The 23,880-nt window shown below is 69.8% G+C and carries 23 protein-coding genes; 12 read left to right on the top strand and 11 right to left on the bottom strand.

Annotated elements, in window-relative coordinates:
• The 5 genes from ACE3QP_RS20780 to ACE3QP_RS20760 form a co-directional block, all read left to right on the top strand.
• On the top strand, positions 1-407 hold a 407-nt coding region (locus ACE3QP_RS20780), incomplete at its 5' end, for a hypothetical protein (protein ID WP_374438824.1).
• A gap of 72 nt (positions 408-479) precedes the next feature.
• Positions 480-779, top strand: a complete 300-nt coding sequence (locus tag ACE3QP_RS20775; RefSeq protein WP_374438823.1) for a hypothetical protein — start codon at positions 480-482, stop codon at positions 777-779.
• 78 nt (positions 780-857) lie between these two features.
• Positions 858-1,772, top strand: a complete 915-nt coding sequence (locus ACE3QP_RS20770; RefSeq protein WP_374438826.1) for a glutaminase — start codon at positions 858-860, stop codon at positions 1,770-1,772.
• 80 nt (positions 1,773-1,852) lie between these two features.
• On the top strand, positions 1,853-2,458 hold the full coding sequence (locus ACE3QP_RS20765; RefSeq protein ID WP_374438821.1) for a DJ-1/PfpI family protein: 606 nt from the start codon (positions 1,853-1,855) through the stop codon (positions 2,456-2,458).
• Between the two features lie 132 nt (positions 2,459-2,590).
• On the top strand, positions 2,591-4,909 hold the full coding sequence (locus tag ACE3QP_RS20760; protein WP_374438820.1) for a M10 family metallopeptidase C-terminal domain-containing protein: 2,319 nt from the start codon (positions 2,591-2,593) through the stop codon (positions 4,907-4,909).
• 144 nt (positions 4,910-5,053) lie between these two features.
• On the opposite strand, the gene ACE3QP_RS20755 is transcribed toward ACE3QP_RS20760, so the two are convergent.
• On the bottom strand, positions 5,054-5,803 hold the full coding sequence (locus tag ACE3QP_RS20755; protein WP_374438818.1) for a hypothetical protein: 750 nt from the start codon (positions 5,801-5,803) through the stop codon (positions 5,054-5,056).
• Positions 5,804-6,006: 203 nt separating this feature from the next.
• On the opposite strand from ACE3QP_RS20755, the gene ACE3QP_RS20750 reads away from it, so the two are divergent.
• From ACE3QP_RS20750 to ACE3QP_RS20735, 4 genes are all read left to right on the top strand, one after another.
• Positions 6,007-6,636: a LysE family transporter gene (locus ACE3QP_RS20750; protein ID WP_374438816.1), complete on the top strand. Its 630-nt coding sequence runs from the start codon at positions 6,007-6,009 to the stop codon at positions 6,634-6,636.
• Between the two features lies 1 nt (position 6,637).
• Entirely contained in the window at positions 6,638-7,255 is a 618-nt protein-coding gene (locus ACE3QP_RS20745; RefSeq protein WP_374438814.1) for a glutathione S-transferase family protein, read from the top strand.
• 43 nt (positions 7,256-7,298) lie between these two features.
• Positions 7,299-8,540 (top strand): amidohydrolase family protein, encoded by a 1,242-nt coding sequence (locus ACE3QP_RS20740; RefSeq protein ID WP_374438813.1) that lies wholly within the window; start codon positions 7,299-7,301, stop codon positions 8,538-8,540.
• A gap of 277 nt (positions 8,541-8,817) precedes the next feature.
• A complete protein-coding gene (locus ACE3QP_RS20735) occupies positions 8,818-9,420 on the top strand; it encodes an RDD family protein (RefSeq protein WP_374438811.1) in 603 nt (200 codons plus the stop codon).
• A gap of 821 nt (positions 9,421-10,241) precedes the next feature.
• Here the strand turns inward: ACE3QP_RS20735 and ACE3QP_RS20730 are convergent.
• Entirely contained in the window at positions 10,242-11,153 is a 912-nt protein-coding gene (locus tag ACE3QP_RS20730; RefSeq protein ID WP_374438809.1) for a LysR family transcriptional regulator, read from the bottom strand.
• A 98-nt stretch (positions 11,154-11,251) separates the two neighbouring features.
• Between ACE3QP_RS20730 and ACE3QP_RS20725 the strand changes: the two genes are divergently transcribed.
• A complete protein-coding gene (locus tag ACE3QP_RS20725; RefSeq protein ID WP_374438807.1) occupies positions 11,252-11,941 on the top strand; it encodes a Crp/Fnr family transcriptional regulator in 690 nt (229 codons plus the stop codon).
• A 15-nt stretch (positions 11,942-11,956) separates the two neighbouring features.
• Here ACE3QP_RS20725 and ACE3QP_RS20720 read toward each other — a convergent pair whose 3' ends face one another.
• From ACE3QP_RS20720 to ACE3QP_RS20680, 9 genes are all read right to left on the bottom strand, one after another.
• Positions 11,957-12,754 carry a response regulator gene (locus ACE3QP_RS20720; RefSeq protein WP_374438805.1) on the bottom strand — a complete coding sequence of 266 codons (798 nt, stop codon included), beginning with the start codon at positions 12,752-12,754 and terminating at the stop codon, positions 11,957-11,959.
• Between the two features lie 32 nt (positions 12,755-12,786).
• Complete coding sequence (locus ACE3QP_RS20715; protein ID WP_374438803.1) at positions 12,787-14,499, bottom strand: alkaline phosphatase family protein; 1,713 nt, start codon at positions 14,497-14,499, stop codon at positions 12,787-12,789.
• 51 nt (positions 14,500-14,550) lie between these two features.
• Positions 14,551-15,402, bottom strand: coding sequence for a glycoside hydrolase family 16 protein (locus ACE3QP_RS20710; protein WP_374438802.1), 852 nt, complete (start codon positions 15,400-15,402; stop codon positions 14,551-14,553).
• Positions 15,399-16,655 (bottom strand): MFS transporter, encoded by a 1,257-nt coding sequence (locus ACE3QP_RS20705; protein WP_374438800.1) that lies wholly within the window; start codon positions 16,653-16,655, stop codon positions 15,399-15,401. The genes ACE3QP_RS20710 and ACE3QP_RS20705 overlap by 4 nt, the downstream gene beginning before the upstream one ends.
• A gap of 3 nt (positions 16,656-16,658) precedes the next feature.
• A complete protein-coding gene (nagZ, locus tag ACE3QP_RS20700; RefSeq protein ID WP_374438798.1) occupies positions 16,659-18,143 on the bottom strand; it encodes a beta-N-acetylhexosaminidase in 1,485 nt (494 codons plus the stop codon).
• Positions 18,144-18,262: 119 nt separating this feature from the next.
• The gene (locus ACE3QP_RS20695; RefSeq protein ID WP_374438796.1) at positions 18,263-19,303 is read right to left on the bottom strand and encodes an SIS domain-containing protein; all 1,041 of its coding nucleotides are present in this window, start codon (positions 19,301-19,303) and stop codon (positions 18,263-18,265) included.
• Complete coding sequence (gene nagA / locus ACE3QP_RS20690; RefSeq protein WP_374438794.1) at positions 19,293-20,420, bottom strand: N-acetylglucosamine-6-phosphate deacetylase; 1,128 nt, start codon at positions 20,418-20,420, stop codon at positions 19,293-19,295. Before nagA ends, ACE3QP_RS20695 begins: the two co-directional genes overlap by 11 nt.
• On the bottom strand, positions 20,417-21,160 hold the full coding sequence (locus tag ACE3QP_RS20685) for a GntR family transcriptional regulator (protein WP_374438793.1): 744 nt from the start codon (positions 21,158-21,160) through the stop codon (positions 20,417-20,419). The genes nagA and ACE3QP_RS20685 overlap by 4 nt, the downstream gene beginning before the upstream one ends.
• 11 nt (positions 21,161-21,171) lie before the next feature.
• Positions 21,172-22,101 carry a BadF/BadG/BcrA/BcrD ATPase family protein gene (locus ACE3QP_RS20680; RefSeq protein ID WP_374438791.1) on the bottom strand — a complete coding sequence of 310 codons (930 nt, stop codon included), beginning with the start codon at positions 22,099-22,101 and terminating at the stop codon, positions 21,172-21,174.
• 162 nt (positions 22,102-22,263) lie between these two features.
• Between ACE3QP_RS20680 and ACE3QP_RS20675 the strand changes: the two genes are divergently transcribed.
• Both ACE3QP_RS20675 and ACE3QP_RS20670 read left to right on the top strand, forming a co-directional pair.
• Positions 22,264-23,307 (top strand): hypothetical protein, encoded by a 1,044-nt coding sequence (locus ACE3QP_RS20675; protein WP_374438789.1) that lies wholly within the window; start codon positions 22,264-22,266, stop codon positions 23,305-23,307.
• 176 nt (positions 23,308-23,483) lie between these two features.
• A partial coding sequence (locus ACE3QP_RS20670) for a transposase (RefSeq protein ID WP_374438787.1) occupies positions 23,484-23,880 on the top strand: 397 nt, incomplete at its 3' end.

The following is a 23,880-nucleotide window of genomic DNA, read 5'->3' as shown; positions in this document are numbered from 1 at the left end:
ATGTCCAGCACCAGCGCCGTCTTGCGCTTGGCTGTCCATCGCTTGATCTCGTCTTCCATCAGGGTGCTCATGTCTTCTTCCTTTCGACACTAACACCTGAGCAGCTATTCACTGGGTCAATACAAGCAGCAATTGAAGGTTCGCAGCGCCCATTTGCCGCCCGGATGACGCTGAGGGCGGGACGCCCGATCGCAATCGCGGCGAATCCCGATTGGGAGTGCAGGTCAGGGCCGCACCTGCCGCCCATGAACCTCAAGCTCAGCCTGCGCAAGCCGCTGTTCCATCTGCTGCTGCCCATCCTGCTGGTGCTCTGCTTCGTCGGCTTTCCGCCGCCCTTCGCGCCGCCGCTGCGCACCCGGCCGGCGCAGGAGCAGAACGAGCCCGTCCGGCGGGAGGAGGAAGGCTGAGAAAACCCGCCCGGCACTTGCCGCGCGGTGGGAACATGGCCCCTCCACTCAGCAGCCAAGGAGGCTCGAATCATGAGTGCCTTCAACGTCGTGCGCTTCCGCGTCAAGCCGGGGCAGGAGCAGGCTTTCATCGATGCCCACCGCGAGCTGCAGCCGCAGTGGCAGGGCCTGCAGCGGGTGGTGCTGATCCGCACCGGTGAGCGCAGCTTCTGCCTGGTGGGCGAGTGGCAGGGCATGGAGCAGCTGGCGGCGGCGCGGCCGGCCATGATTGCCCAGCTCGACAAGATCCGCAGCCTGCTGGAAGAGCTGGGCGAAGGCTTGGGGCTGACCGATCCGGTGTCGGGCGAAGCGGTGCTGGAGTTGCGGTCTTAGCCGCAGCCCTCACTGGCGAGCCAGCCTTGCCCGCCGGTCAAGGCCGGCCACCCACAATCCGGCCGCATGAGTTCGCGCATTGATTACGCCGCGGTGCTGCAGGAGATTGCCACCCGCGTGCAGCCGCTGATGGGCCAGGGCCAGGTGGCGCAGTACATCCCCGAGCTCGCGCGGGTGGAAGCCGAGCAGTTCGGCATGGCGGTGGTCACCCTGGACGGCCAGGTGTTCGAGGTGGGCGCGGCACGGCAGCGTTTTTCCATCCAGAGCATCTCCAAGCTGTTCGCGCTGGTGCTGGCCCTGCAGCGTGTGGGCGAGCCGCTGTGGCAGCGCGTGGGCCGCGAGCCCTCGGGCAACCCCTTCAACTCCCTGGTGCAGCTGGAGCACGAGGCCGGCCGGCCGCGCAACCCCTTCATCAATGCCGGCGCGCTGGTCATCACCGACATCCTCTGCACCCGCTTTGCGGTGCCGGAAAACGCCGTGGTCGAGTTCCTGCGCCTGCTCGCCGGCGAGCCCGAGATCCATTACGACCGCCGCGTGGCGCGTTCGGAGCTGGGCCACTCGGACCGCAACGCGGCGATGGCGCATTTCATGAAGAGCTTCGGCAATCTGCACAACCCGGTGGAGCGGGTGCTGGATGCCTACTGCCGGCATTGCGCCATCGAGATGAGCTGCGTGGAGCTGGCCCGCGCGGTGGGCTTTCTGGCCAACCGCGGCTGCCTGCCGGGCAGTGGCCAGCGCATCCTGGAAGAGAGCCCGGCCAAGCGGCTCTCGGCCCTGATGCTGACCTGCGGCACCTACGACGCCGCGGGCGACTTTGCCTTTCGCATCGGTCTGCCGGCCAAGAGCGGCGTGGGCGGCGGCATCGTGGCCCTGGTGCCGGGCGAATGCGGTATCTGTGTGTGGTCGCCGGCGCTGGAGCCCTCGGGCAATTCGCTGGCGGGCTCGATGGCGCTGGAGTGGTTCACCACCTTGACGGGGCGCTCCTTGTTCTGAGCCCCGGGCCAGCGCATGACCAACGCCCCTTCGCCCAGCCCCGCGAACAATGCGCCGCACTGTGTCGCACCCTGGCCCCCATGCACATTGCCATCCTCACCTTTCCCGGCTTCAACGAGCTCGACTCCCTGATCGCCCTGGGCATCTTGAATCGCGTCAAACAGCCCGGCTGGCGCGTGAGCCTGTGCTGCCCCGAGCCCACCGTCACGTCCATGAACGGCGTGACCGTGCACGCGCAGTCACGGCTGGATGCGTTACCGGCGGCCGATGTCGTGCTGGTGGGCAGCGGCATCAAGACCCGGGAGGTGGTGGCTGACGCCGCGCTGATGGCCCAGCTGCGCCTGGACCCGCGGCGCCAGCTGATTGGCGCGCAATGCTCGGGCGCCTTGATCCTGGCCAAGCTGGGCCTGCTGGATGCGGTGCCGGCCTGCACCGACCTCATCGCCAAGCCCTGGGTCCAGGAGGCCGGCGTGGAGGTGTTGAACCAGCCCTTCTTCGCCGCCGGCAATGTGGCCACCGCGGGCGGCTGCATGGCCTCGCAGTACCTGGCCGCCTGGGTGATTGCCCGTTGCGTGGGCCGGGACGCAGCGGCCGCCGCCCTGCACTACGTGGCCCCGGTGGGAGAAAAGGAAGAGGCGGTGGCCCGCGCTTTGAAGCACCTGAACCCGATTCTTACCCCAGCCTGAGCCCGGATCAACGAACGAAACACAGCCGCCAACAAAGGCAACCGAGCGCAAGCCGCGTTGAAACCTGCGCTTTCCACACTGACTCCCATCAACAACCTGCCGCCCCAGCGCGGCGATTGAACGGAGCAGAAGATGGCAAGCAATCTGATTGGCGAAGGCGGCGGCGACACCAACGAACCGGTCTCCTCGGTCCCCTTCACGATCAACCAGAACGGTGCGCCCTACACGGCGGCGCGCCAGCTGCCCAGCGTCAAGCTGGGCCAGTTCGACAACGTCTTCATCGGCTCGGCCGGGGCCGAAGCGATCAGCGCCGAGGGCGGCAACGACACCGTCTACGCCGGCGAGGGCGACGACTGGGTGGACGGCGGCATTGGCAACGACACCCTCTACGGCCAGGGCGGCCATGACGACCTGCGTGGTGGCGCCGGCACCGACAAGCTGTACGGCGGCACGGGCAATGACGTGCTGAACGGCGGCGCCGATGCCGACCAGCTCTACGGCGGCGCGGGCGATGACCTCTACCTCGTCTACGGCGCCATGGACAGCCTGACCGAATACGCCGGCGAAGGCTGGGACACGCTCTACACCGATGTCAACCACGTCACCCTGCCCAGCCACATCGAGCGCCTGGTGGCGGATGTGAACAAGCTGATCGGCAGCGCCTACTTCACCGGCAACGCGAGCAGCAACGAACTCATCGGCGGCAATGGCAATGACGTGCTGGACGGCGGCCTGAGCGCCGACCGCATGGTGGGCGGCAAGGGCAATGACCTCTACCGCGTGGACCATGCGGGCGACGAGGTGATCGAGGCGCCGAACGAGGGCTTCGACAGCGTGCAGACCAGCCTGGCCGAGTACTGGCTGGGCTCCGCGGTGGAGAACCTCAGCTTCATGGGCAGCGCACCCGCCGCCGGCTTCAAGGGCGTGGGCAACCCGCTGGACAACCAGATCAGCGGCAGCAGCGCGGACGACGCACTCTACGGCGGCGGCGGCAACGACCTGCTGATCGGCGGCGCTGGCGCCGACTACCTGGCCGGCGGCACCGGCAACGATGTCTACGACGTCGACAGCCTGGCCGACTGGACCTTCGAGATGCCCAATGAGGGCACCGATACCGTGCGTGCCAACGTCTCTGGCGTGGTGCTGAACGCGAATGTCGAGAACCTGGAGTTCTTCGTCACCCTGAACGCCAACGGCCAGGTGCTGAGCGATGTGCGCTTCAAGGGCACCGGCAACAGCGGCGCCAATGTCATCACCGGCTGGAGCCTGGAAGACGAGCTGCGCGGTGCCGACGGCAACGACACCCTGCGCGGCCTGGACGGCAACGACCTGCTGGACGGCGGCAGCGGCGAAGACCTGCTGGACGGCGGCGCCGGCGCCGACACCCTGTACGGCGGCTTGCACAACGACACCTACATCGTCGACAACGTCGGCGATGTCGTCTACGAGCTGTTCAACGGCGGCACCGACACCGTGCAGACCACGCTGCCCGCACTGAGCCTGAACGACAACCAGGGCACCGTGCCCTTCTCCTTCGTCGAGAACCTCACCGCCATCGGCGGCCAGGATTTCAGCGGCACCGGCAACGCCCAGGTCAATGTGCTGCGCGGCGGCACGGGCAACGACAGCCTCTACGGCCTGGGTGGCAACGACCACCTGTACGGCGCAGCGGGCAACGACCTGCTGGACGGCGGCAGCGGCGCCGACGTGATGGCCGGCGGCCCCGGCAACGACCGCTACGTCATGGACGACCCCGCCGACCTGGTGGCCGAGGCCGACGGCGAGGGCAGCTGGGACATGGCCTTCACCACCCTGGCCGAGGCCACTGTGCCCCTGAACGTGGAAGAGCTGGTGTTCACCAACGAGGCGACCCACACTGCCCACGGCACGGCCGATGGCGAGCGCATCACCGGCAACGCCGGCAGCGACACCTTCTTCGGCATGGAAGGCAATGACACCCTGCTGGGCCAAGGCGGCAACGACTACCTGTACGGCAATATGGGCAACGACAGCCTGTGGGGCGGCAACGGCGACGACGTGCTGCTGGCCGAACATGGCAGCGACTGGCTGCGCGGCGAAGACGGCAAGGACTATCTGGACGGCGGCATGGGCAACGACAGCCTGTGGGGCGGCCCCGGCGCCGACACCTTTGCCTGGAGCTACATCGCCGCCATGAAGGGCGACCAGGATCGCGTGCTCGACTTCCAGCAAGGCCAGGACAAGCTGAACTTCAGCGCCATCGACGCCAAGCCCGCCATGGCCGGCGACCAGGCCCTGGCCTTCGTGGTGCAAGGCGCCTTCACCGGCGGCGGCCAGGGCAGCGTGCGCTACGAATGGGCCGACAACAGCACCTGGGTGCAGGTGGACGCCGACGGCGACGGCAGCATGGACCTGAACATCGAGCTGGTGGGCCAGACGATCTTCCTGGGCCTGGCGGACCTGGGGCTCTGAGCGTCTAAGTGCTGCATGTCGGCCGGCCTTGAGCCGGGGCAGCGTCGCGGTCCCTCCCGAACGGAGCCCGCGACGCTGCGCCTTCCGCGCGCCTTGGCCCTGCCGGCGCTGAGCGCACCGGGTTAGGCCCGACGCACTTGCCGCTCAATCCTGCGTCTTGCCTATTGGATGCGAGGCCGTCTCGCCCAAGCGTTCACGCAAATGCCTGACCCGCGCCAGCAGCTCCGCCTTGGCCGCGGCCCGCTGCGCCAGCTCAGACTCGGCAAACGCCCGCAGGCCTTCCTCCATCGCGACAAAGTCTGCGGCCAGGCTCCCCTCCTCCGGGGACCAGGTCTTGCCACTCAGAATGGTGCCGGCGTCCCAATGGCTGGCATGGTGGGTCGTGCCGTCAGGCCCAGGGCTCGCCTCAGCGGATGGCGCCACCCGCAGCAGTGCCTGCTTGCAGCCCTCGGCAACGAAGTTGCCTGCCTCCGGGTCAAGGATGGCAGCCTGGGTGTGCACGGCTGCGCGAACCCTTCTGAGTGCGGCGGCCTGCTGCTCCGGCCCGATGGCGTAGCTGCGCCCTTTGCCGGGCCCCGCTGCCATCTTTTTCTGCATCGCCATCCAGAGCGACGCCTTGAAGCGCCGACTCAGCACCACAAACGACCCATCGTCTGTTCTCAGCATGTAGACGGCGCGCTCCGGTTCCCGCGAGGGGATGGAAAGCATCTGACACATGCGGGAGAAGCCCCCTCCCAGCAGATCCCGACGCAGACGCAACTCGTAGGGCGTCGGGGCTTCGGGACCGGCGAATACGCCGGTTTCGGGCCGCAGCACATCAGCGGCGGCAGGCAGCACAAGGGCGAGCAGCCCGACAGAGATCAAGCGAAGGGCTGGGTACATCGCCCAGATCATGCCCGCAGCACCAAAGTACCTTGCCGCCGAACCGGTGCGTGAGACCTGGACCGGCTCGGCAGCTTGCTCGCCGTCACCGGGCAGGCGCGCAGGCCCGTCCCCCCTTGCGCGTGCCGCAAAGCCCTGTTGCAGCGGTGCGGCTTTCGCGCGCGGGCCCCCGGCGCGATGCTGCGGCCCTTCGAACACAACGCGTCCGCTGCCCCATGCTCGCCTCCCTGCTCACCCTCTGGCTGCTCTACGTGGCGCTGATGCTCAGCCCGGGCGTCAACCAGCTGCTGGTGAGCCAGCTGGCGGCCAGCGGCCAGGCGCGCAGCGCGCGCTGGGCTGGGCTGGGGGTGGCCGCCGGGGCGGGCCTGTGGGCTAGCACCGCCGCCCTGGGCCTGGGCGGCGCGCTGCAGGCCCAGCCGGCGCTGCACCTGGCGCTGCAACTGGGTGGCGGGCTCTACCTGCTGCATCTGGCGCAGGGCCTGTGGCGCAGCGGGCTGCGCACGGAAAGCCACGCGGCCGCACCGCTGAGCCGCAGTGAGGCCTTTGCGCGGGGCCTGCTCACCAATCTGGGCAATGTGAAGGCCGCGCTGTTCTTTGCCAGCGTGTTCGTGGCGGTACTGCCGGCCGAGGCCGGTGCGGCCGGCCTGGCTGCGGCCGTGCTGCTGATCACCTTGACCTGCGCCGGCTGGTACGGGCTGCTGGCGCATGGCCTTTCGCTGCCGGCCGTGCGTGCCGCCTACCAGCGCGCCAGCCGCCCGCTGGCGCGCGGCAGTGCCCTCATCATGGGCGGGCTGGGCCTGAGCCTGCTGGCCACCGCGCTGAACCTGTTGTTCACCAGGAGCTGATGTGTTGAAGATCCTTGGCCGTGTGTCCTCCATCAATGTGCGCAAGGTGCTGTGGACCTGCGCCGAGCTGGGCCTGCCCTTCGAGCGCGAGGACTGGGGCGCGGGCTTTCGCTCCACTCAGGAGCCAGCCTTCCTGGCCCTGAACCCGAACGCCCAGATCCCCGTGCTGGTGGATGGCGACTTCACGCTCTGGGAGAGCAACAGCATCTGCCGCTACCTGGCCGCGCAGTACGGCCAGGGCCGCCTGCTGCCGCCAGCCCCGCAGGCCCGCGCCCGGGTGGAGCAGTGGATGGACTGGCAGGCCACCGACCTGAACAGCAGCTGGCGCGTGCCCTTCATGGCCTTGGTGCGCGGCCAGCCTACGGCGCCCGAGGCCGTGCAGGCCGGCGTGGCGGCCTGGAACCGCCAGATGGCCCTGCTGGACGCGCAGCTGGCGCGCAGCGGCGCCTGGGTGTTGGGCAATGAATTCACACTCGCCGTTGTGGTGCTGGGCGTCTCCGCCCTGCGCTGGCAGCGCGCGCCGATGGCGCATGCCGAGCTGCCGGCGATGCAGGCCTATCTGGCCCGCCTGGCCGGACGGCCGGCCTTTGTGGCGCAGGGGGATCAGGGGCAGGCTTGACCGCACGCTACGCTGCGCGCTCCCACCCCAGGAGCGCCCGGCCATGCCTTCCCTGCTGTTCAAGAACGCCCGCATCTTTGACGGCACGAGCGCCGACTGCGCCGAAGGCCAGTGGCTGCGCGCGGCCGATGGACTGATCCAGGAGATCTCCGCCCAGCCGCTGCCGGCCGGCGCCGACACCCGCGTCATCGATGTGGCCGGGCGCACGCTGATGCCGGGCCTGATCGACGCCCATGTGCATGCCTTTGCCAGCGACGTGGCGGTGGCCCGCATCGAAGCCGTGGGCGAGGCCTACCGCACGGCGCATGCGGTGCGCATGCTGGGCCATGCGCTGCACTGCGGCTTCACCACCGTGCGCGACATCGGCGGCGGCAACTACTCGCTCTACAAGGCGGCCGCCGACGGCCTGTTCCGCGCCCCGCATTTCCACTACGCCGGCAAGATCCTCTCGATGACCGGCGGCCATGGCGACATGCGCCAGATCGAGCAGACGCCGCGCTACGCACCGGCCTGCGCCTGCGTCGAGGCGAACATGTTCTCGGTGATGGCCGATGGCGTGGATGAGTGTTTGAAGCAGGCGCGCGAGCAGCTGCGCCAGGGCGCGCACTGCATCAAGCTGATGGGCTCGGGCGGCGTGGCCTCACCCACCGATCCGATCTGGATGAACCAGTACCGCGAGGACGAGATCCGCGCCATCGTGGGCGAATGCACCGAGCGCCGCAGCTATGCCTCGGCGCACTGCCACCCGGCCAGCGCGGTGCGGCGCTGCGTCGAGTACGGCGTGCGCGCCATCGAGCACGGCACCCTGATCGACGCCGAGACCGCCGCCTTCGTCGCCGCCCGCGGCGCCTACATCGTGCCGACCATGGTCATCATTCACGCCCTGGTGGAACTGGGCCGCGAGCTCGGTTTTCCGGCGCAGAGCCAGGCCAAGGTCGAGCTGGTGGCGCAGCAGGCCATCTCTGGCCTGGACCTGATGCGCAGCGCCGGCGTCAAGGTGGTGTTCGGCACCGATCTGCTGGGCAGCACCTACACCCAGCAATGCCGCGAGTTCACGCTGCGCAGCCAGGTGTTCACGCCGCTGGAACTGCTGCGCCAGGCCACCAGCACCGCCGCCGAGATGATGTTGATGGAGGGCCAGATCGGCTGTATTCAGGTGGGCGCGCAGGCCGATCTGATCGTGGTGGACGGCGACCCGTTGCGCGACATCGGGTTGCTGGCGGCGGATGGGCGAAAACTGGCGTGCGTGGTGCGGGGTGGGGAGGTGATTCGGAGTGATCGGTGAGGGGAGTGGGGCCTTGTACTCAGCTGGCACTCAGATTGCGCGCTCCAGCGCTCGGCGCTGAGCACCTCTGGATCCTCGGCGAAACACTGCCGTGGCATGGGGAGTTGCATTGCAAACTGCGCACCGGCGCGATACGCGCTGAATGCACTGATCCTGAACCACTGATTCAGTCAGGACAGTAAGCTTTGGGCTGAACGCTTTGAGGGCTACTCGCGTGTTGCGCAAAAATTTGCCCACGGCCTATTGAAGACATACCCGGGAAATTCTTCTTCGAACAATGCAGCAGCTCAAAGAGCACTACGAACGCCAAGATTCCGACGAGCTGTTGGAGATCGCGCGAAAGGATCTAACCGATGCGGCCCGCCTAGTCTTGCAGGAGGTTCTGTCCAAGCGCGGGATTTCTGCTGGTCAAACCAACGCTGCACGAGAGAGCGCGATCAAGGTTGAAGCTGCTCGCTTAGAGGCCGACAAACGCCTTGCATCTTTTGGGGCGCGCCTTGTGGCCTTCGTCATCGATGTCTGGGGAGTAGGAATTGGCCTGTACGTCGCCCTGCTCCCGCTGCAGTTCTTCTCCAGCGAACTTCACGCCGTCAGCTACTGCATTGCTTGGTTCACTTACTTTTTCGTCCGAGACGCCATTCCGGGGCAAAGTTTTGGCAAACGTCTTCTTGGAATTCGAGTGGTGCAACACGAGTCCGGCCTCTCGTGCACCTGGTCAAAGTCCTTTTGGCGCAATGTTGCGCACGTCATTTTTGCCATCGATGCCCTATGTGCCCTCGGACACCGACGTATGCGGCTTGGCGACATGATTGCAGGCACCGTTGTGGTTCGGGCGGGGTCTGATCCCGCAAAGACCCAAGCCCCCCTCGGTCAACCCTAGCGCCAACAAGCCCAACTTATTGGCGCCCTGCGCGCTCCAGTCTCCAGCGGCATGCTCCCAGTGTGTAGTTGCGGTCTTGGTGTGCAGTAAGCCACCGTCCTTCGATTCGATGGAAAGGGGCTTGATCCCTCCGTGAGAGCCCGCCGGGATGTCGTCCCGGCAGCCGACCTTCTTTCTTTGCTTCGCCAAAGAAAGAAGGCAAAGAAAGGCGACCCCGATGCCTGCGCCGCCCGCCTGCGGCGGTCGGTGCCCTGCGGTGCTCGAAGAGCGGGCCCAGGCGCAAAACTCGCTGCGTTCGCTTTGCTCACTCCGCTCAAACAGTTGCGCCAAGTCAGAGCACGAAGCGCGCTCACGCGCGCGGGCCCGCTCTTCTGTGCTCCTCGGCTTGGCATAGGGGGAACTCCAAACAGCCAAGCAGCCAACAGCCGAATACCGAACCTGACTTCATCGCGCCGTTTCCCGGCTGTTCGGCTGTTCGGGCTGCTGCCCCTATGCGCTGCCGAGAAGCGCAGCTTGGCTGGGCAGCGTGCGCCAGCACGCGTTCTCATCAAACTCGGCCCGACTGTCTGAGCGGAGCGAACGCAGTGAGCGCAGCGAGTTTCGGGCCGGCCCAGCCGAGCGAGCATCGGAGGGGACCCCTTGGCGAAGCCAAGGGGCTGCGCATCGGGGCCGTGTTCTTTGCTTACTTTCTTGCACGAGCAAGAAAGTGAGTCGCCTGCCGGGGCGAAATCCCGGCGGGCTCTCACAAGTGCCACCATGGATCGGCATGGTTGCGTCACTAGGCAGCAGTAGCCCCTCGCAAGTTTGAACAGCGGCCCGCCTCAACCCCGCCCCAGCTCCCGCCCAAACCACCCCTCCCAATGCTCCACGCAGGCCCGCAGCTTGGCGCTGCGCTGGCGCGGCCGGGCATACATCGCATACAGGGTGAGCTCCTGCGGCTCCACGAACTCCGGCAGCACGGGCAGCAGGCGCTGGCGGTCGTTCAGCAGCTCCGCACCCAGCAGGGTGGAAAGGCGCCCGATGCCCAGGCCCTGCAGCACCATCTCGGCCAGCAGGCTGGCGTCGCCGCTTTGCCAATGGCCCTGCACGGCGCGCTGCACGTGCTGGCCGTCGATGACGAAGGGCCATTGGTTCAGGTGGGGCCCGGCGCTGTTGGTGATGAGGCGGTGTTGGGCCAGCTCGTCCGGGTGCGCGGGCAGGCCGTGGCGCGCGGCGTAGGCCGGCGCGGCGTAGAGCGCGCGGCGCAGCGGCCCCAGGGGCCGCGCCACCATCGCCTCGGGCGGGCGGGTGGCCGAGCGCAAGGCGATGTCGATGCCCTCGCGCACCAGATCGACTTCGCGGTCGGCGACCACCACGTCGACCTGCAGCTCGGGGTGGCGCTCGGCCAGCGCGCCCAGGCTGGGGATCAGCAGATGGCGCGCCACCAGGGTGCTGGCCGTCACCCGCACCAGGCCGCGTACGCGGCCGCTGCGGTCGGCGAACTCGGACTGCATCGCCTCCAGTGCCTGCTGGATGCGCTGGCCGTGCAGCACAAAGCTCTCGCCCTCGGGCGTCAAGCTCAGGCCCTGGGTAGAGCGGTGCACCAGCTTGGCGCCGCAGGCCTGCTCGATACGGGTGAGGGCACGCGAGATCTGGCTCACCGGCACCTCGCGCTCGCGCGCCAGCGCCGAAAGCGTGCCCAGCGCGGCCAGGCGCGCAAACAGGCGCAAGTCATCGAATGCCAACTCGTCCATGGCGGCGGATCCTACGCAGCGCACCGCCGGCAGGATGCCCCGGCACGGTTTGACCCCGGTCAAAGGCCGCGCCGGCCTTCCCCCCCACACTCGTGGGCATGCTTGAAGCCCGCCCCTTTGACATCCCGCGCTTTCTGGGCCGCCAGCCGCTGTTCAGCGCCATCGAGCCGGCCGCCCTGGAGCGCCTGGCCGCCAGCTGCCAGCTGCGCCGGCTGGAACGTGGGGCCATGGTCTTCCATGTGGGCGACCCCTGCGAGAGCTTCTGGATCACCGTCGTCGGCCAGGTGCGCCTGTACGTCATCGCCCCCAACGGCAACGAGAAAGTGATCGAGCTCATCGGCCCCGGCGGCAGCTTTGCCGAGGCGCTGATGTTCCTGGGCAAGCCCTGCCTGGTGAACGCCCAGGCTCTGGCCGACACCACCTTGCTGAACGTGCCGCGCCAGGCGGTGCTGGATGAGCTGGAGGCCGACCCCAAATTCGCCATGCGCATGCTCGCGGGCCTGAGCCGGCGCCTGCATGGCCTGGTGGCCGATGTGCAGGCCTATGCGCTGCAGTCCGGCATTCAACGCGTCATCGGCTACCTGCTGCGCGGCGCCGGCGACGAAGAGGCCGAACTGGTGGTCTCGCTACCCGTCAGCAAGGCCACGCTGGCCTCGCGGCTTTCTCTCACGCCCGAGTATTTCTCGCGCGTGCTGCGCGAGCTGGAAGACGCCGGCCTGATCCGCGTGGACCGGCGCGACATCCACATCCTGGATCCGCAGCAGCTGGCGAATTACCAGGCGGGGTAAGCACCGGACGGCCGCTCAGGCGCGCGGCCGCAGCTGCGTCAGTACGCCAACCCGCGCCAGCAACTCCCGGTCATTCCAAGGCTTCTTGAAGATGCCGTAGAGCCCCTTCACGTCCGCCACCCGGGCGCCCAGTTCCTCGTGGCCGGTGATGGCGACGATGGGCAGGTTTTCGGTGCGGATGTCGTTGCTGACATGCTGGATCAGCTCGAAGCCGTCCATCTCCGGCATCTCGAGGTCGGTGATCATCATCGCGAACCAGTGCTGGTTCAGCTGCTCCAGGGCCTCCTGGCCGTGACGGGCCACGGTGACGGCGAAGCCGGCGCCGGCCAGCAGCTTGCTGAGCTTGGCACGCACCACGGCGGAGTCGTCCACGATCAGCACCGGGGCCGGGCCGGCCTGGGCGGCGGGGCCGGGCAGGGCGTCGCTGGCGCGACGGCGCTGCACCGTGGGGGTGGCGGCGGGCTGCAGCGGGGTGCTGACCTCGTGCAGGGACGAGGCCGGTGCCTCGGCCGTGGTGCCGCCGTCCATCGGGCTCAGGAAGGGCGTGATCGCCGGGGCGGCGGGCTCGGCCGTGCGTGCCGCCGGGGCTTCGGGCGTGGCGACGGCGGTGCTGGCGGGCGCCTCGCTGCGCGGGGCCGGCGCGGCGCGCGGCGTGGGCGCGAAGCTCGGGGGCAGCGGATCGTTGCGGCTGTGCGACCAGTGCTCATCCTTCTGGTTGCGCATGGCGAGCAGCATCACCACGATGGCCAGGGGCACCAGGATCAAGAGGGGCAACAGGTATTCGCCCAGCATCGAGGGCAGGTCGAAGGACATCGGCAGCTCCAGCGTTCGGGGCGGATTCTCGATCAGCGGGCGGTGGTGGCCGCGGGCGTGCGTGGGCGCCGCTTCTGCGGGCCTTCCTGCGCGCCCTCCTTCGGCAGCGGCAGGGGGTGGCCCTGGGCCTGCGCCAGCGGGGGCAGGCCCAGGGTACGCGCCAGGGTTGGGGCCAGGTCGGCCGGCTGCACACGGGTCTTGACTTCGCCCTGGCCGAACCAGGCCGGACCCCAGAGCAGGATGGGTACCTGCTGGTCATAGGCCCAGGAGCTGCCATGGGTGCTGCCGGTGGGGCGGCTGCTGTACATCCAGCCCTCCAGCGGCACCAGGGCCAGCTGGCCGGTGCGCGGCGGGTACCAGCTCAGGCGCAGGGCCTGCAGATGCGGCTGGTCGGCGCGCGGGGCGGCGCTGCTGGCCAGATCGGCCTCGGGGTAGCTGGTGGCAATGCCCTCCAGCTGCTGCAGGAAGCCGGCGGCCGAACGCGTCACTGCGGCCATGGTCACACCCTTGGCGGCCAGGGCCGCTTCGTCGAACAACACGGTGCCGGCGGAGAGCCCGCGCGCCAGCTTGGGCAGGCCGAACTCGGCGGCCAGGTGGTTGTTCAGGGCGGTGAGCGCCGGCCCCACGGGCAGGCGGCCGCCGGGCAGGCCCTTGCTGCGGCGGTACTCGGGGGTATCCAGGAAGCCATGGTCGGCGCTCAGCGCCAGCGCGTAGCGGCCGGCGCCCACTTCGCGGTCCAGCTCGCGGAAGAAACCCTGCAGCAGGCGGTCCACCTGCAGCAGGTGGTCGTGCGAGAGCCGCGACTCGGGGCCGAAGACGTGGTTGATGTAGTCGTGGCTGGAGAGGCTGACGGTCAGCACATCGGGAATGTCGTCCTGGCCCAGGCCTTCGTTGCGCAGCGCGGCGAGCGCGAATTCGAGCGTGAGCTGGTCGCCGAAGGGCGAGGTCAGCACATCGGTGAAGAAGCGCTCGCCCGGCGCCTCCATGCCGGCGCCCAGGGTGGCGGGCAGGCGCTTGCCAAAGCCGGCCTGGCCCTGCCAGGGCTGGCCGTCGGGGCTGGAGCCGGCGTAATCGGCCTCGGGGCGCAGGGGCTTCCACTCGGCATGCCAGAAGCGCTCGGCGTTGCGCTTGGCATTGAAGGCGTTCACCCAGGCCGGGTGCTGCTGCATGTAGTAGGTGGTGGAGGTGAAGCGCCCGGTCTCGCTGCGGTACATGTAAGCCACGCCCTTGTGGCCGGCGGGCAGGATGGCGCCGCGGTCCTTGCCCGAGACCCCGATGACCTTGGCGGCCGGCTCGTGCGTGCGCAGCGCGTCACCAAAGGTTTCCACCAGCAGGTTCTTCGGGCTGGTGCCGGCATCGGGGGCGGTGCGGCCCTCCAGGTAGCGGTGCGCGCGGTCCTCGGTGTTGTAGACCGGGGCGCCGGTGGCGCGGTCCAGCCATTCGTTGCCGACGATGCCGTGCCGCGCCGGGTGCGCGCCGGTGGCCAGGGTGGCGTGGCCGGCGGCGGTGACGGTGTGGGCGTGCGCGTAGAAGGCCTGGCTGTAGCTCACCCCATGGTCCAGGAAGCGGCGCAGGCCGTCCGGGCCGAACTGGGGCTTGAAGGTCTGCACCTGGCGCATCGGCAGGCCGTCGATCACCAGCAGAACGACCAGGCGCGGACGCTCGGCGGCGTGATCGGCGGCGCTGGCGGCGGCGTGGGCAAACAGGGACAGGGCGGCTAGGGCCGTGGCGGCAATTCGGCGCATGGCGGCGGAGGGGGAGCGGGCGGAAGGCGCGATTGTGGCCGCGCCGCCTTCTCAAAAGTCGCAGCGCGGCGGCCTGTTCGCGGGGGGCAGCGTGTCCTGCCGGGTGGCTCCTTGAGCACGCAGGGCCGCCACGGTGGCGGCTAGCTCGGCCGGGCTGCGCGTGGCGCCGGCCTCATGGATCACCCAATCCACCTCGAAGGCCTCGCCCTGCAGCGGCCCGCCGCTGCGCAGGCCGCCGGGCGAGACCCAGTGGCTGAGCGCCAGCGCCATGGGCTGGCGCGGGATGGTGCGGCCGGCATGGCGGGCGATCTCCTGGCCATCCACGAACCAGCGGCTGCCTGCGGGCGTGTTCTGCACAGTGAGCTGCAGCCAGCGCCCGCCCAGCTCATCGGCGCGCTCGGCCATTTCGTTGTGCGCGTCCCAGGGTTCCAGGCGCACGGTCTGCCAGGCAACGGCGTACAGGCGCGTGCTGGCGCTGCCCCAGCCCCCATTCGGCAGGTACTCCCAGTCCAGTTCGCTGAACAGCGGGTCGTAGTCGAAGCGCAGCGGGCTGACTTGGAACACCGCCTGCACCACCGGGTCGCCGCCCAGGCGGCGCGAGCTGAAGCGCACGCGGGCGCTGGTGGTGCCCCAGAGCTGCTGCTGGGGGCGGCAGAGCTGGCTTTGCACCGTGCCGGCAGGCGTGCCGTCGGTGCGGGTGTGCAGGCGCAAGAGCCGGTTGCCGGGCTGGGCCGGGTCGTCCAGCAGCTCCAGCGCCGCCGGGTCCCAGCGCGCGCCGGGCACGCCCGGGTGGCCGGGGCTGCTGCGCAGCAGCCAGCCCTGGGCGGCCAGCTGGTCGCGGTCGGCCTGGCTGAAGTCGTCGAAGAACAGCGCGCCGGCGGCCAGCGCCAGGCTCGCAATCACGCCGCCACCGGGGTGGGCGCCGGCACCCGCCGGCGCACCCAGGCCCAGAGCAGCAGCACCGGCAGGCCGGCCACCAGGGTCCAGGCGAAGAAGGCCTGGTAGCCCAGGGCCTGCTCGATGTCGCCGCTGATCGTCTTGCTGAAGATGAAGCCCAGCTGCATCACGCCGCTGCCCAGCGCGTAATGCGCGGTGGTGAAGCGGCCCGGGGCGACCACCTGCATGATGTAAAGAATCATGCCGACGAAGCCGAAGCCGTAGCCGGCCATCTCCACGGTGATGGCGGCGCTGATGGCGAACAGATCGGTGGGCAGGGCGCGCGCCAGGCCGAAGAAGACGGCGTTGGGCACCATCATGGCCAGGATCAGCGCCGGCATGGCGCGCTTCAGGCCCAGCGCGGCGGTGAAGGTGCCGCCCAGGATGGAGCCGACCAGGAAGGCCGCCGTGCCCGCCGTGCCGTAGATGCCGCCCACCTGCTCGGTCGTCAGCCCCAGGCCGCCCTGGGCGCGCGGCTCGATCAGGAACAGCGGCCCGATGGTCTGCACCTGGCCTTCCGCAAAGCGGAACAGGATGATGAAGAGGAAGGCGATGCCGATGCCGGGCTTCTTCAGGAAATCCGCCACCACGTCGATGAAGTTGGCCCACAGCTCGGCGCGCGCCGGCGGCGTGCCGATGGCCGGCGGCAGCACCTTGGCGTTCCAGGCCGCCAGCCCGGCCAACAGCACGGCCAAGCCGACAAAGATGATCGACCAGGCGTTCATCACGCCATGGCGGCGCTCCAGCCAGCCGGCCAGCACCAGCAGGCCGCCCAGGGTCAGGAACTTGCTGGCGTTGAAGAAGGCGCCCTGCCAGCCGGCGTAGGCGGCCTGCTGTTTGGCGTCCAGCTCGGCCATGTAGAGGCCGTCGCAGGCGATGTCGTGCGTGGCGCTGGCATAGGCGAGCACGAAGAACACGGCGATGCTGAGCGCGAACCAGGCCGGTGCCTGTAGCGCCAGCGCCAGCAGGGCCAGGCCCGCGGCGCCGGTGAACTGCGCGATCACGACCACGCGCTTCTTGCTGGCCACCAACTCGATCAGCGGGCTCCACAGGGGCTTCAGCGCCCAGGCCAGCCCGAGCAGGCCGGTCCAGCGCGCGATGGTGGCGTTGTCCACGCCCATGTTCTTGAACATCAGGCCGGCAATCAGCATGACGACGAAGAACTGCAGGCCCTGCACGAAGTACAGGCTGGGCACCCAGCGGATCGGGTTGGTCTTCATGGCTTACTGCTCCAGCGCGGCGACCGGCGCCTTGCCCTGCGCCTGCAGCTCGCCCGCCAGCCAGCGGCGCAACGCCGCCAGCATGGGCCGCTGGTAGCCCCAGCTCAAGAGCGTGGGCACGGGCAGGTCCAGGGCCTGGAAGGGGTTCCAGAGGGCGATGTGCAGATCGACCGGCCAATTCGCCGCCTCGGCATAGCGGCCGCGGCGGTTGCTCACCAGCACGTTGACGCGGCCGTCGCGCGGGATGTCCGCGACGCGCAGTTGGCCGAGGTCGGGCACATGCAGCCACTCGATGTCGGCACCCGCCGGCCAGAGCGTCGCCACTTCCTCGGCGCTCAGGCCGGCCTCGCTGACGCCATCGCTGACCACGGCCTTTTGCGTGATGACGCGCAGCGCACCGCGCGGGGCCTGGGCGCCGCGCAGGGCGGTCAGTGCCGCCGCGCAGGTCTCGTGCATCAGGGCTTCGTCGGCCACGCGCTGGGCGTCCGGGTAGTCGCGCAGCGCGGCGGGGTAGCGCGCGGCCAGCGCGTCCACGCGGGCCACGGCCTGCTGGGCGGCATTCACCGCAATGCGGCCATCCTGCAGCGCATCGGCCACCGCTTCCAGCGTGGCCACCTGCTCGTCCACCGTGCCCTGCGCCAGCACCAGGTCCGCCCCGGCCTGCAGGGCCAGCACCGCGGCCTTGGCGTGGCCCCAGCGGTCGGCAATGGCGCGCATCATCAGCGCGTCGGTGATGACCACGCCCGCAAAGCCGATGCGTTGGCGCAGCAGCTCGGTGAGGAAGAAGCTTGAGAGCGTGGCGGGCAGCTCGGCGTCCAGCTGCGGGTAGACGATGTGGGCCGTCATCAGCGCGGGGGCTTGGTCTTTCAGTGCGCGGAAGGGGCGCAGCTCCAGCGCCTCCAGCTCGGCCAGGCTCTTGTCCACCTGCGGCAGGGCGTGGTGCGAGTCCTCGTGGGTGTCGCCATGGCCGGGGAAATGCTTCACGCAGCAGGCCACGCCCTCGCGCAGGCTGCCGGCCATCCAGGCGCTGGCCAGGCGCGCCACCTCGTCGGGATTCTCGGAAAAGCTGCGCTCGCCGATCACCGGGTTGGCGGGGTTGTTGTTGACGTCCAGCACCGGCGCGAAGTTCCAGTTCACGCCCAGGTGCGCCAGCCCGCGCGCCACCGCTGCGCCGATCTGTTCGGCGCGCTCGCTGCTGCCGATCGAACCCAAGGCCATGGCGGACGGCGCCACCGGGATGAAGGTGGCACGCGACACCGCACCGCCCTCCTGGTCGATGGCGATCAGCGCCTTGGCGCCCAGGCGTTCGTGCAGCGCGGCACACAGGGCACGCGTGCCCGCCACGCCGCTCAAGTTGCGGCGGAACAGGCAGACCGCGCGCAACGGGTAGCGCGCCAGCAGGCCTTCCGTGGCCGCGTCCAGCGCGGTGCCGGGCACGTCGATCATCACCAGCTGCGCGGCGAGTTGCAGGGCTTCGTTGTGGGTCATGGCTTAGGCGCGTGTGATGAGGCTGGGTCTCGGTCCGATCAAGTGCCACCGCGGAACCGGCTTTGCCGGGCCGCTGGTGGCGCCCCCTGGGGGGAGGCGGCGCAGCCGCTTCGGGGGGGTCAACTCGTCTTCGTGACCTTGGACAAGTGACGGGGGCGGTCGGGGTCGAAGCCGCGCGCACGCGCCAGCTGCTCCACCATCGGGTAGAAGCTCTGCACCGCGGCGATCGGGTCCAGGTGCTCATGGCCGGTGGTGACGAGCGGCAGGTCCGCGCCCGGCGTGCCGGCCGGGGCGGCCAGCAGCACGGTGGCGCCGCGTTCGCGCAGGCGGCCGGCCAGTTCGACCAGCTGCGCCTGCGCCGGGCCGCGCGGCGCGAACACCAGAGCCGCGAAGCCGCTGCCCACCAGGGCCATCGGGCCATGCTGCACTTCGGCGCCCGAGAAGGCCTCGGCCGAGACCGAGCAGGTCTCCTTGAACTTGAGCGCCGCTTCTTCGGCAATCGCCAGCGCCGGGCCGCGGCCGATGACGAACAGGCGGTCCACCTGGCGCAGCGGCTCGATGGCGGCGCTCCAGTCCAGCGCGGCGGCTTCGCGCAGGCGTGCCGGCAGGTCCTGCAGGGCCTGCTTGAGCACCGCGTCGTCCTGCCAATGCGCGACCAGGCGGGCGCCGGCCACCAGCTGGGCGATGTAGCTCTTGGTGGCGGCCACGCTGTTCTCGGGGCCGGCGCGCAGCGGCAGCACGAACTCGGCTGCACGCGCCAGCGGTGACTCGGCGTCGTTCACAAAGGCGGCCGTGCGGGCGCCACCGGCACGCAGGTACTCGATCGGCGCGATCAGGTCCGGGCTCTGGCCCGACTGGCTGAACGACAGGCCCGCCACGCCCTTGCATTGCAGCGGGCTGTTGTAGAGCGTGACCAGGGACATCGGCAGCGAGGACACCAGCACACCCAGCCGCGCCATCACGAGGTAGGCGAGGTAATGCGCGGCGTGGTCCGAGCTGCCGCGGGCGATGGTGGCCAGCGCGGCGGGCGGGGCCTCGCGCAGGCTGGCACCCAGGGCGGCATAGACCTCGGCGTCATGCGCCAGCAGCTCGGCCACGCGTTCGGGGGCGCTGCGGCATTCCTGCGCCATCAGCGTGGGGGTGTGGTGTTCAGCCGGCATCGCGCTCAATCCGTTCTCCTTCGACATAAGTGGCCTGCAGCTGCAGGTCGGCATCCAGTTCCACCAGGTCGGCCCAGTGGCCGCTCTGCAGCGCGCCGCGGTCCGCCAAGCCCAGGTAGCGCGCCGCCTGCGTGCTGCAGCGGCTGCTCGCCTCGGCCAGGCTCAGGCCCAGGGCCTCGACGAGGTTGCGCAGCGCCTGGTCCAGGGTCAGCGTGCTGCCGGCCAGGGTGCCGTCGGGCAGGCGCACGCCGCCCAGGCACTTGGTGACAAGGTGGCGGCCCAGGCGGTACTCGCCATCGGGCATGCCGGCGGCGGCGGTGGAATCGGTGACGCAGAACAGGCCCGGAATGGCGCGCAGCGCGGCGCGGATGGCGCCGGGGTGCACATGGATCAGGTCCGGAATGAGCTCGGCATGCTGGGCGTGCGCCAGCGCCGCGCCCACCATGCCGGGCTCGCGGTGGTGCAGGCCCGTCATGGCATTGAACAGATGCGTGAAGCCCTGGGCGCCGGCCTGCAGCGCGGCCACGCCGTCTTCGTAGCGGCCGCTGCTGTGGCCGATCTGCACGCGCATGCCGGCCTCCACCAGCTGCGGGATCAGCTCCAGATGGCCGGGCAGTTCGGGCGCCAGGGTGATGAGGCGGATGGGTGCCAGCGCATGCAGGGCCTGCAGCTCGTCCAGCGCCAGGGCTTTCGCGTAATCGGGCTGCGCGCCCAGCCGGCCGGGGTTGATGTAGGGCCCTTCCAGATGCACGCCGAGCACGCGCGCCTCGCCCGCGCCGCGCTGCGCGCAGGCCGGGGCCAGCGCGGCCAGCGCGCTGCGGATCTCATCCAGCGGCGCCGTCATCGTGGTGGCCAGCAGGGCGGTGGTGCCGTGGCGCGCATGGGTGCGCGCCAGCTGGCGCACGGCCGCGCCGCCTTCCATCGTGTCCGCCCCGCCGCCACCGTGCACATGGGTGTCGATGAAGCCGGGCAGGTAAAGCGGCAGGCCGGATTCGCGCGCCTGGTCTTCCGTCTGCGCCACGCCATCCAACGCGGCGATGCGGCCGTCCGCGCCGATGGCGAGCTGGCCGCGCACGAAGCCGGCCGGCGTCAGGAACTGGCCCTGCAGGTTCGTCATGCCGGGTCTCGGCGCATCTCGGCGACGAAGTCGTAGTAGTCGCTGCGGCAGTAGGAATGCGTCAGCTCCACCGCCTTGCCCGAGGCCACATAACCCACGCGGGTGATGAAGAGCACCGCGGCGCCGGTCTGTACTTCCAGCAGGCCGGCCAGCTTGGCGTCGGCATTGATGGCGCGGATGTGCTGCAGCGCGCGCACGGGGGCCTGGCCGGTGTGCGAAAGGTGGGTGTAAAGCGAGGCGCTGACGGCCTCGGGCTCGGGCAGCACCGATTCGGGCAGCACGCTGACCTCGAAGGCCATCACCACGCCATCGGCCAGGCGCTGGCGCTCCAGGCGCGCCACGCGCTCACCGCTCTTCAGCTCCAGCGCAATCTGCTCGTCCGGCCCGGCGGCCACGAAGCCGCGGCTGAGCCAGCGCGATTGCGGCACAAAGCCGCGCTGGTGCAGCTCTTCCGAGAAGCTGGACAGGCGCGTGAGCGGCTGCTCCAGGCGCGGCGCGATGTAGTTGCCCGAGCCGCGCTTGCGCACGATCAGCCCTTGCTCCACCAGGCGCTCGATGGCCTTGCGCGCAGTGACGCGCGAGAGGTTCAGTTCCTCCGCCAGCACGCGCTCGCTGGGCAGCGCCTCGTTGGCCTGGTAGCGGCCTTCGTTGATGGCCTTGGCCAGCGCCACCGCCAGCTGCAGGTATAGCGGCGAGGAGGACTGTTCGTCGGCTTGGAATTCCAGCACCTGCTTGGGCATGGGTGGGTCCTTCAGTTGAATGCGGTTTGCAGCAGGCGCAGCGCGCCGTCCATGGCGTCGCCTTGCGCGGCCACCAGGCGTTCGCGCAGCGCGGCGCTGAAGCGCGGCGCCAGGCGCTGGGCCACGCTGCCGCTCAGCACCAGAGGCAGGGCGCCTTCGGGGTCCACGGCGTGCACCATGTCTTCCAGCTGCTGCACGGCCGCGCTCAGCAGTTGCTGCGCCTTGGGGTCGGATTCGGCGTGTTCAAACACCAGCGGGGCCAGGCTGGCAAAGCGCGCCTGGCCGGCCTGCGCCTGCCAGGCCAGCAGGTCTTCGGCACTGGTGCCCAGCAGGGCCCAGACGGCACGCGCCAACGTGCCCGTGGCGTCGCGGCCATCCAGCGCGCGCTGGGCGTGGCGCAGCGCGGCCTTGCCCAGCCAGGCGCCGCTGCCCTCGTCGCCATTCAGCCAGCCCCAGCCGCCGGCCTGGCGGCGGCTGCCGTCGGCGCCGTGTGCCAGGGCGATCGAGCCGGTGCCGGCGATCAAGAGCGCGCCCGGGCGGCCGGCATGGGCGCCGAGCACGCCGGTCACGGCATCGCCCTCCAGCGCCACGCGCGCAAAGCCGGGGTTGCCCGCCACGAAGGCGGCGGCGAGGGCGGGATTGTTGGCGCCGGACAGGCCCAGGCCGAGTGCGCAGTCGGCGGGCGTGACCGTTCCCAGCCCGGCGGCCTGGGCGGCGGCCTGCACCGCCTGCTGGATGTGTTCCCAGGCCTGCTCCAGCCCCTGGCCCAGCGCCGAGGGGCCGGCCTGGCCCTCGCCCAGCGCGTGGCCGCCGGCGTCAAACAGGCGCGCCCGGGTGTGGGTGCCGCCACCGTCCACGCCGATCCAGAAGCGGACCGGCACGGCGGCCGAACCGGCCGCACCGGCCAGAAAGGGGGAGGAAGGGGGCGTGGAGGGCTGCATTTCGGATACCACTCTAATACCAACCATTGGCATGGTCAATTGGTACTTAAGTGGAATCTTGAAACGCGCCTAGACTGGGCTCTTGCGGCGCAGCGGTCCGATTCTGGCTTGCATCGCTATCCTGCGTTCCGCTTCCGCCCATCACTTTTTGTCTGCGCCCCCGTGCTGCCCGAACTCAGCCCCTCTTCCGAGCATGCGACCGCCCTGCGTGGGCGCCTTTCCAAGGTGGCGCAGCGCCACCCGGACAGCGCCCTGCGCCGCCTGCAGGCGCTTGAGGAGCGCCTGCGCGGCCGCGGCGAGCAGGCGGCGGCGCTGGACGCGCTCTACCTGCGCTTCTACCTGCTGGAGCACCGCGGCCGCGCGCTGGAACTGGCCGAGGCCCTGCAGGCCGGCGCCCGCGAGGCCCAGGCCCTGGGCCTGCGCCACCAGGCCGCCCGCCTGGCCGAGGCGCTGGGCCGCGTGGCCTACCAGCAGGGCCATTACCTGCAGGCCACCGAGCAATGGTCACAGGCGCTCGACCAGGCCGAGGCCGTCAAAGACCTGCGCGCGGCCGTGGCGGCGCGCATCGGCCTGGGCCAGATCCACTACGCCATGGGCGCCTGGAGCAGCGGCCTGCGCTTTCACCGCGACGCCGCCCAACAGCTCAAGCCGCTCAACGACAGCTACCTGGCCGCCAAGGTGGCGCTGAACCTGGGCGTGGGCCATCTGGAGCTGGGCCAGCTGGAAGATGCCGAGCGCCAGTTCAGCCACGGCCTGGCGGCCGCGCGCCGCGGCGAGCACCGCGAATTCGAGGCCGAGGCCCATTGGTACCTGGCGCGTGCGGCGCTGGCGCGCGGCGAACTGGCCTGGGCCACCGCTGACTGCCGCCTGGCCCTGCGCATTGCCGGCCAACTGCAACACCACTGGCTGGAAGCCGCCGCCAGCCGCACCTGGACCGAGATCGCCCTGGCCCGCGGCGACGAGGCCGCCGCGATTCGCAGCAGCGAACACGGGCTGGAACTGGCCGAGCGCATCCAGAGCAAACCGCAGCAGCGCCAGGCGCATCTGCAGCTGGCGCGGCTGCTGGAGAAGCGAGGCGATCTGGCGGGCGCGCTGCGGCATTTGTGGCGGCATGTGGAGCTGGGGGCGGAGCTGGAGCGGCAGGCGCCGAATGCCGGGCTGCTGGCGGCGGCAGAGCCGGCGCCGAGTACGCCGAGTAGCCGCTAGGCTGGGCTTGCGAACTCCGTGAGACCCCGCCGGGTCTCGCCCCGGCAGGCGAATTCCTTTTGGCTTGACCCAAAAGGAACCAAAAGGTCACCTGATTAGTAATGAGCCTCAGCAGGCCCACGCCATGAGCCACCTGGCCCGTAGTCTGACCTCCGTTGCACAGCGGAGCTCAGGCCATGACGGTCAATTCCATCCAATTTCAGCCTGGCATGTCCTTGCCCGAATTCATGGCCGCCTTCGGGTCCGAAGCGCAGTGCTCTGAGGCTTTGAAGGCGGCGCGCTGGCCGACAGGCTTTCGCTGTCCGCGCTGTGACCGCCCCGAACACTATGTCGTCGGCCATGGCGCCCGGCGGCATTTCCAGTGTCAGAGCTGCCGCCACCAGACCTCTCTGACGGTTGGCAGCCTGTTTGAGCACACCAAGCTGCCCCTGCGCATTTGGTTCCTAGCCATTTACCTCCTCAGCCAGGCCAAGACAGGGCTGTCGGCCCTGGCGCTCAAGCGCCAACTCGGTGTGAGTTACCCCACCGCATGGGCGCTGCATCACAAGATCAATCACGCCATGGCCTCGCGCG

It is taken from the genome of Inhella sp. (assembly GCF_041912635.1).
Classification (GTDB): domain Bacteria; phylum Pseudomonadota; class Gammaproteobacteria; order Burkholderiales; family Burkholderiaceae_C; genus Inhella.
The sequence above is the reverse complement of the archived record's forward strand: the minus strand, read 5'-3'. Positions and strand labels throughout refer to the sequence as shown.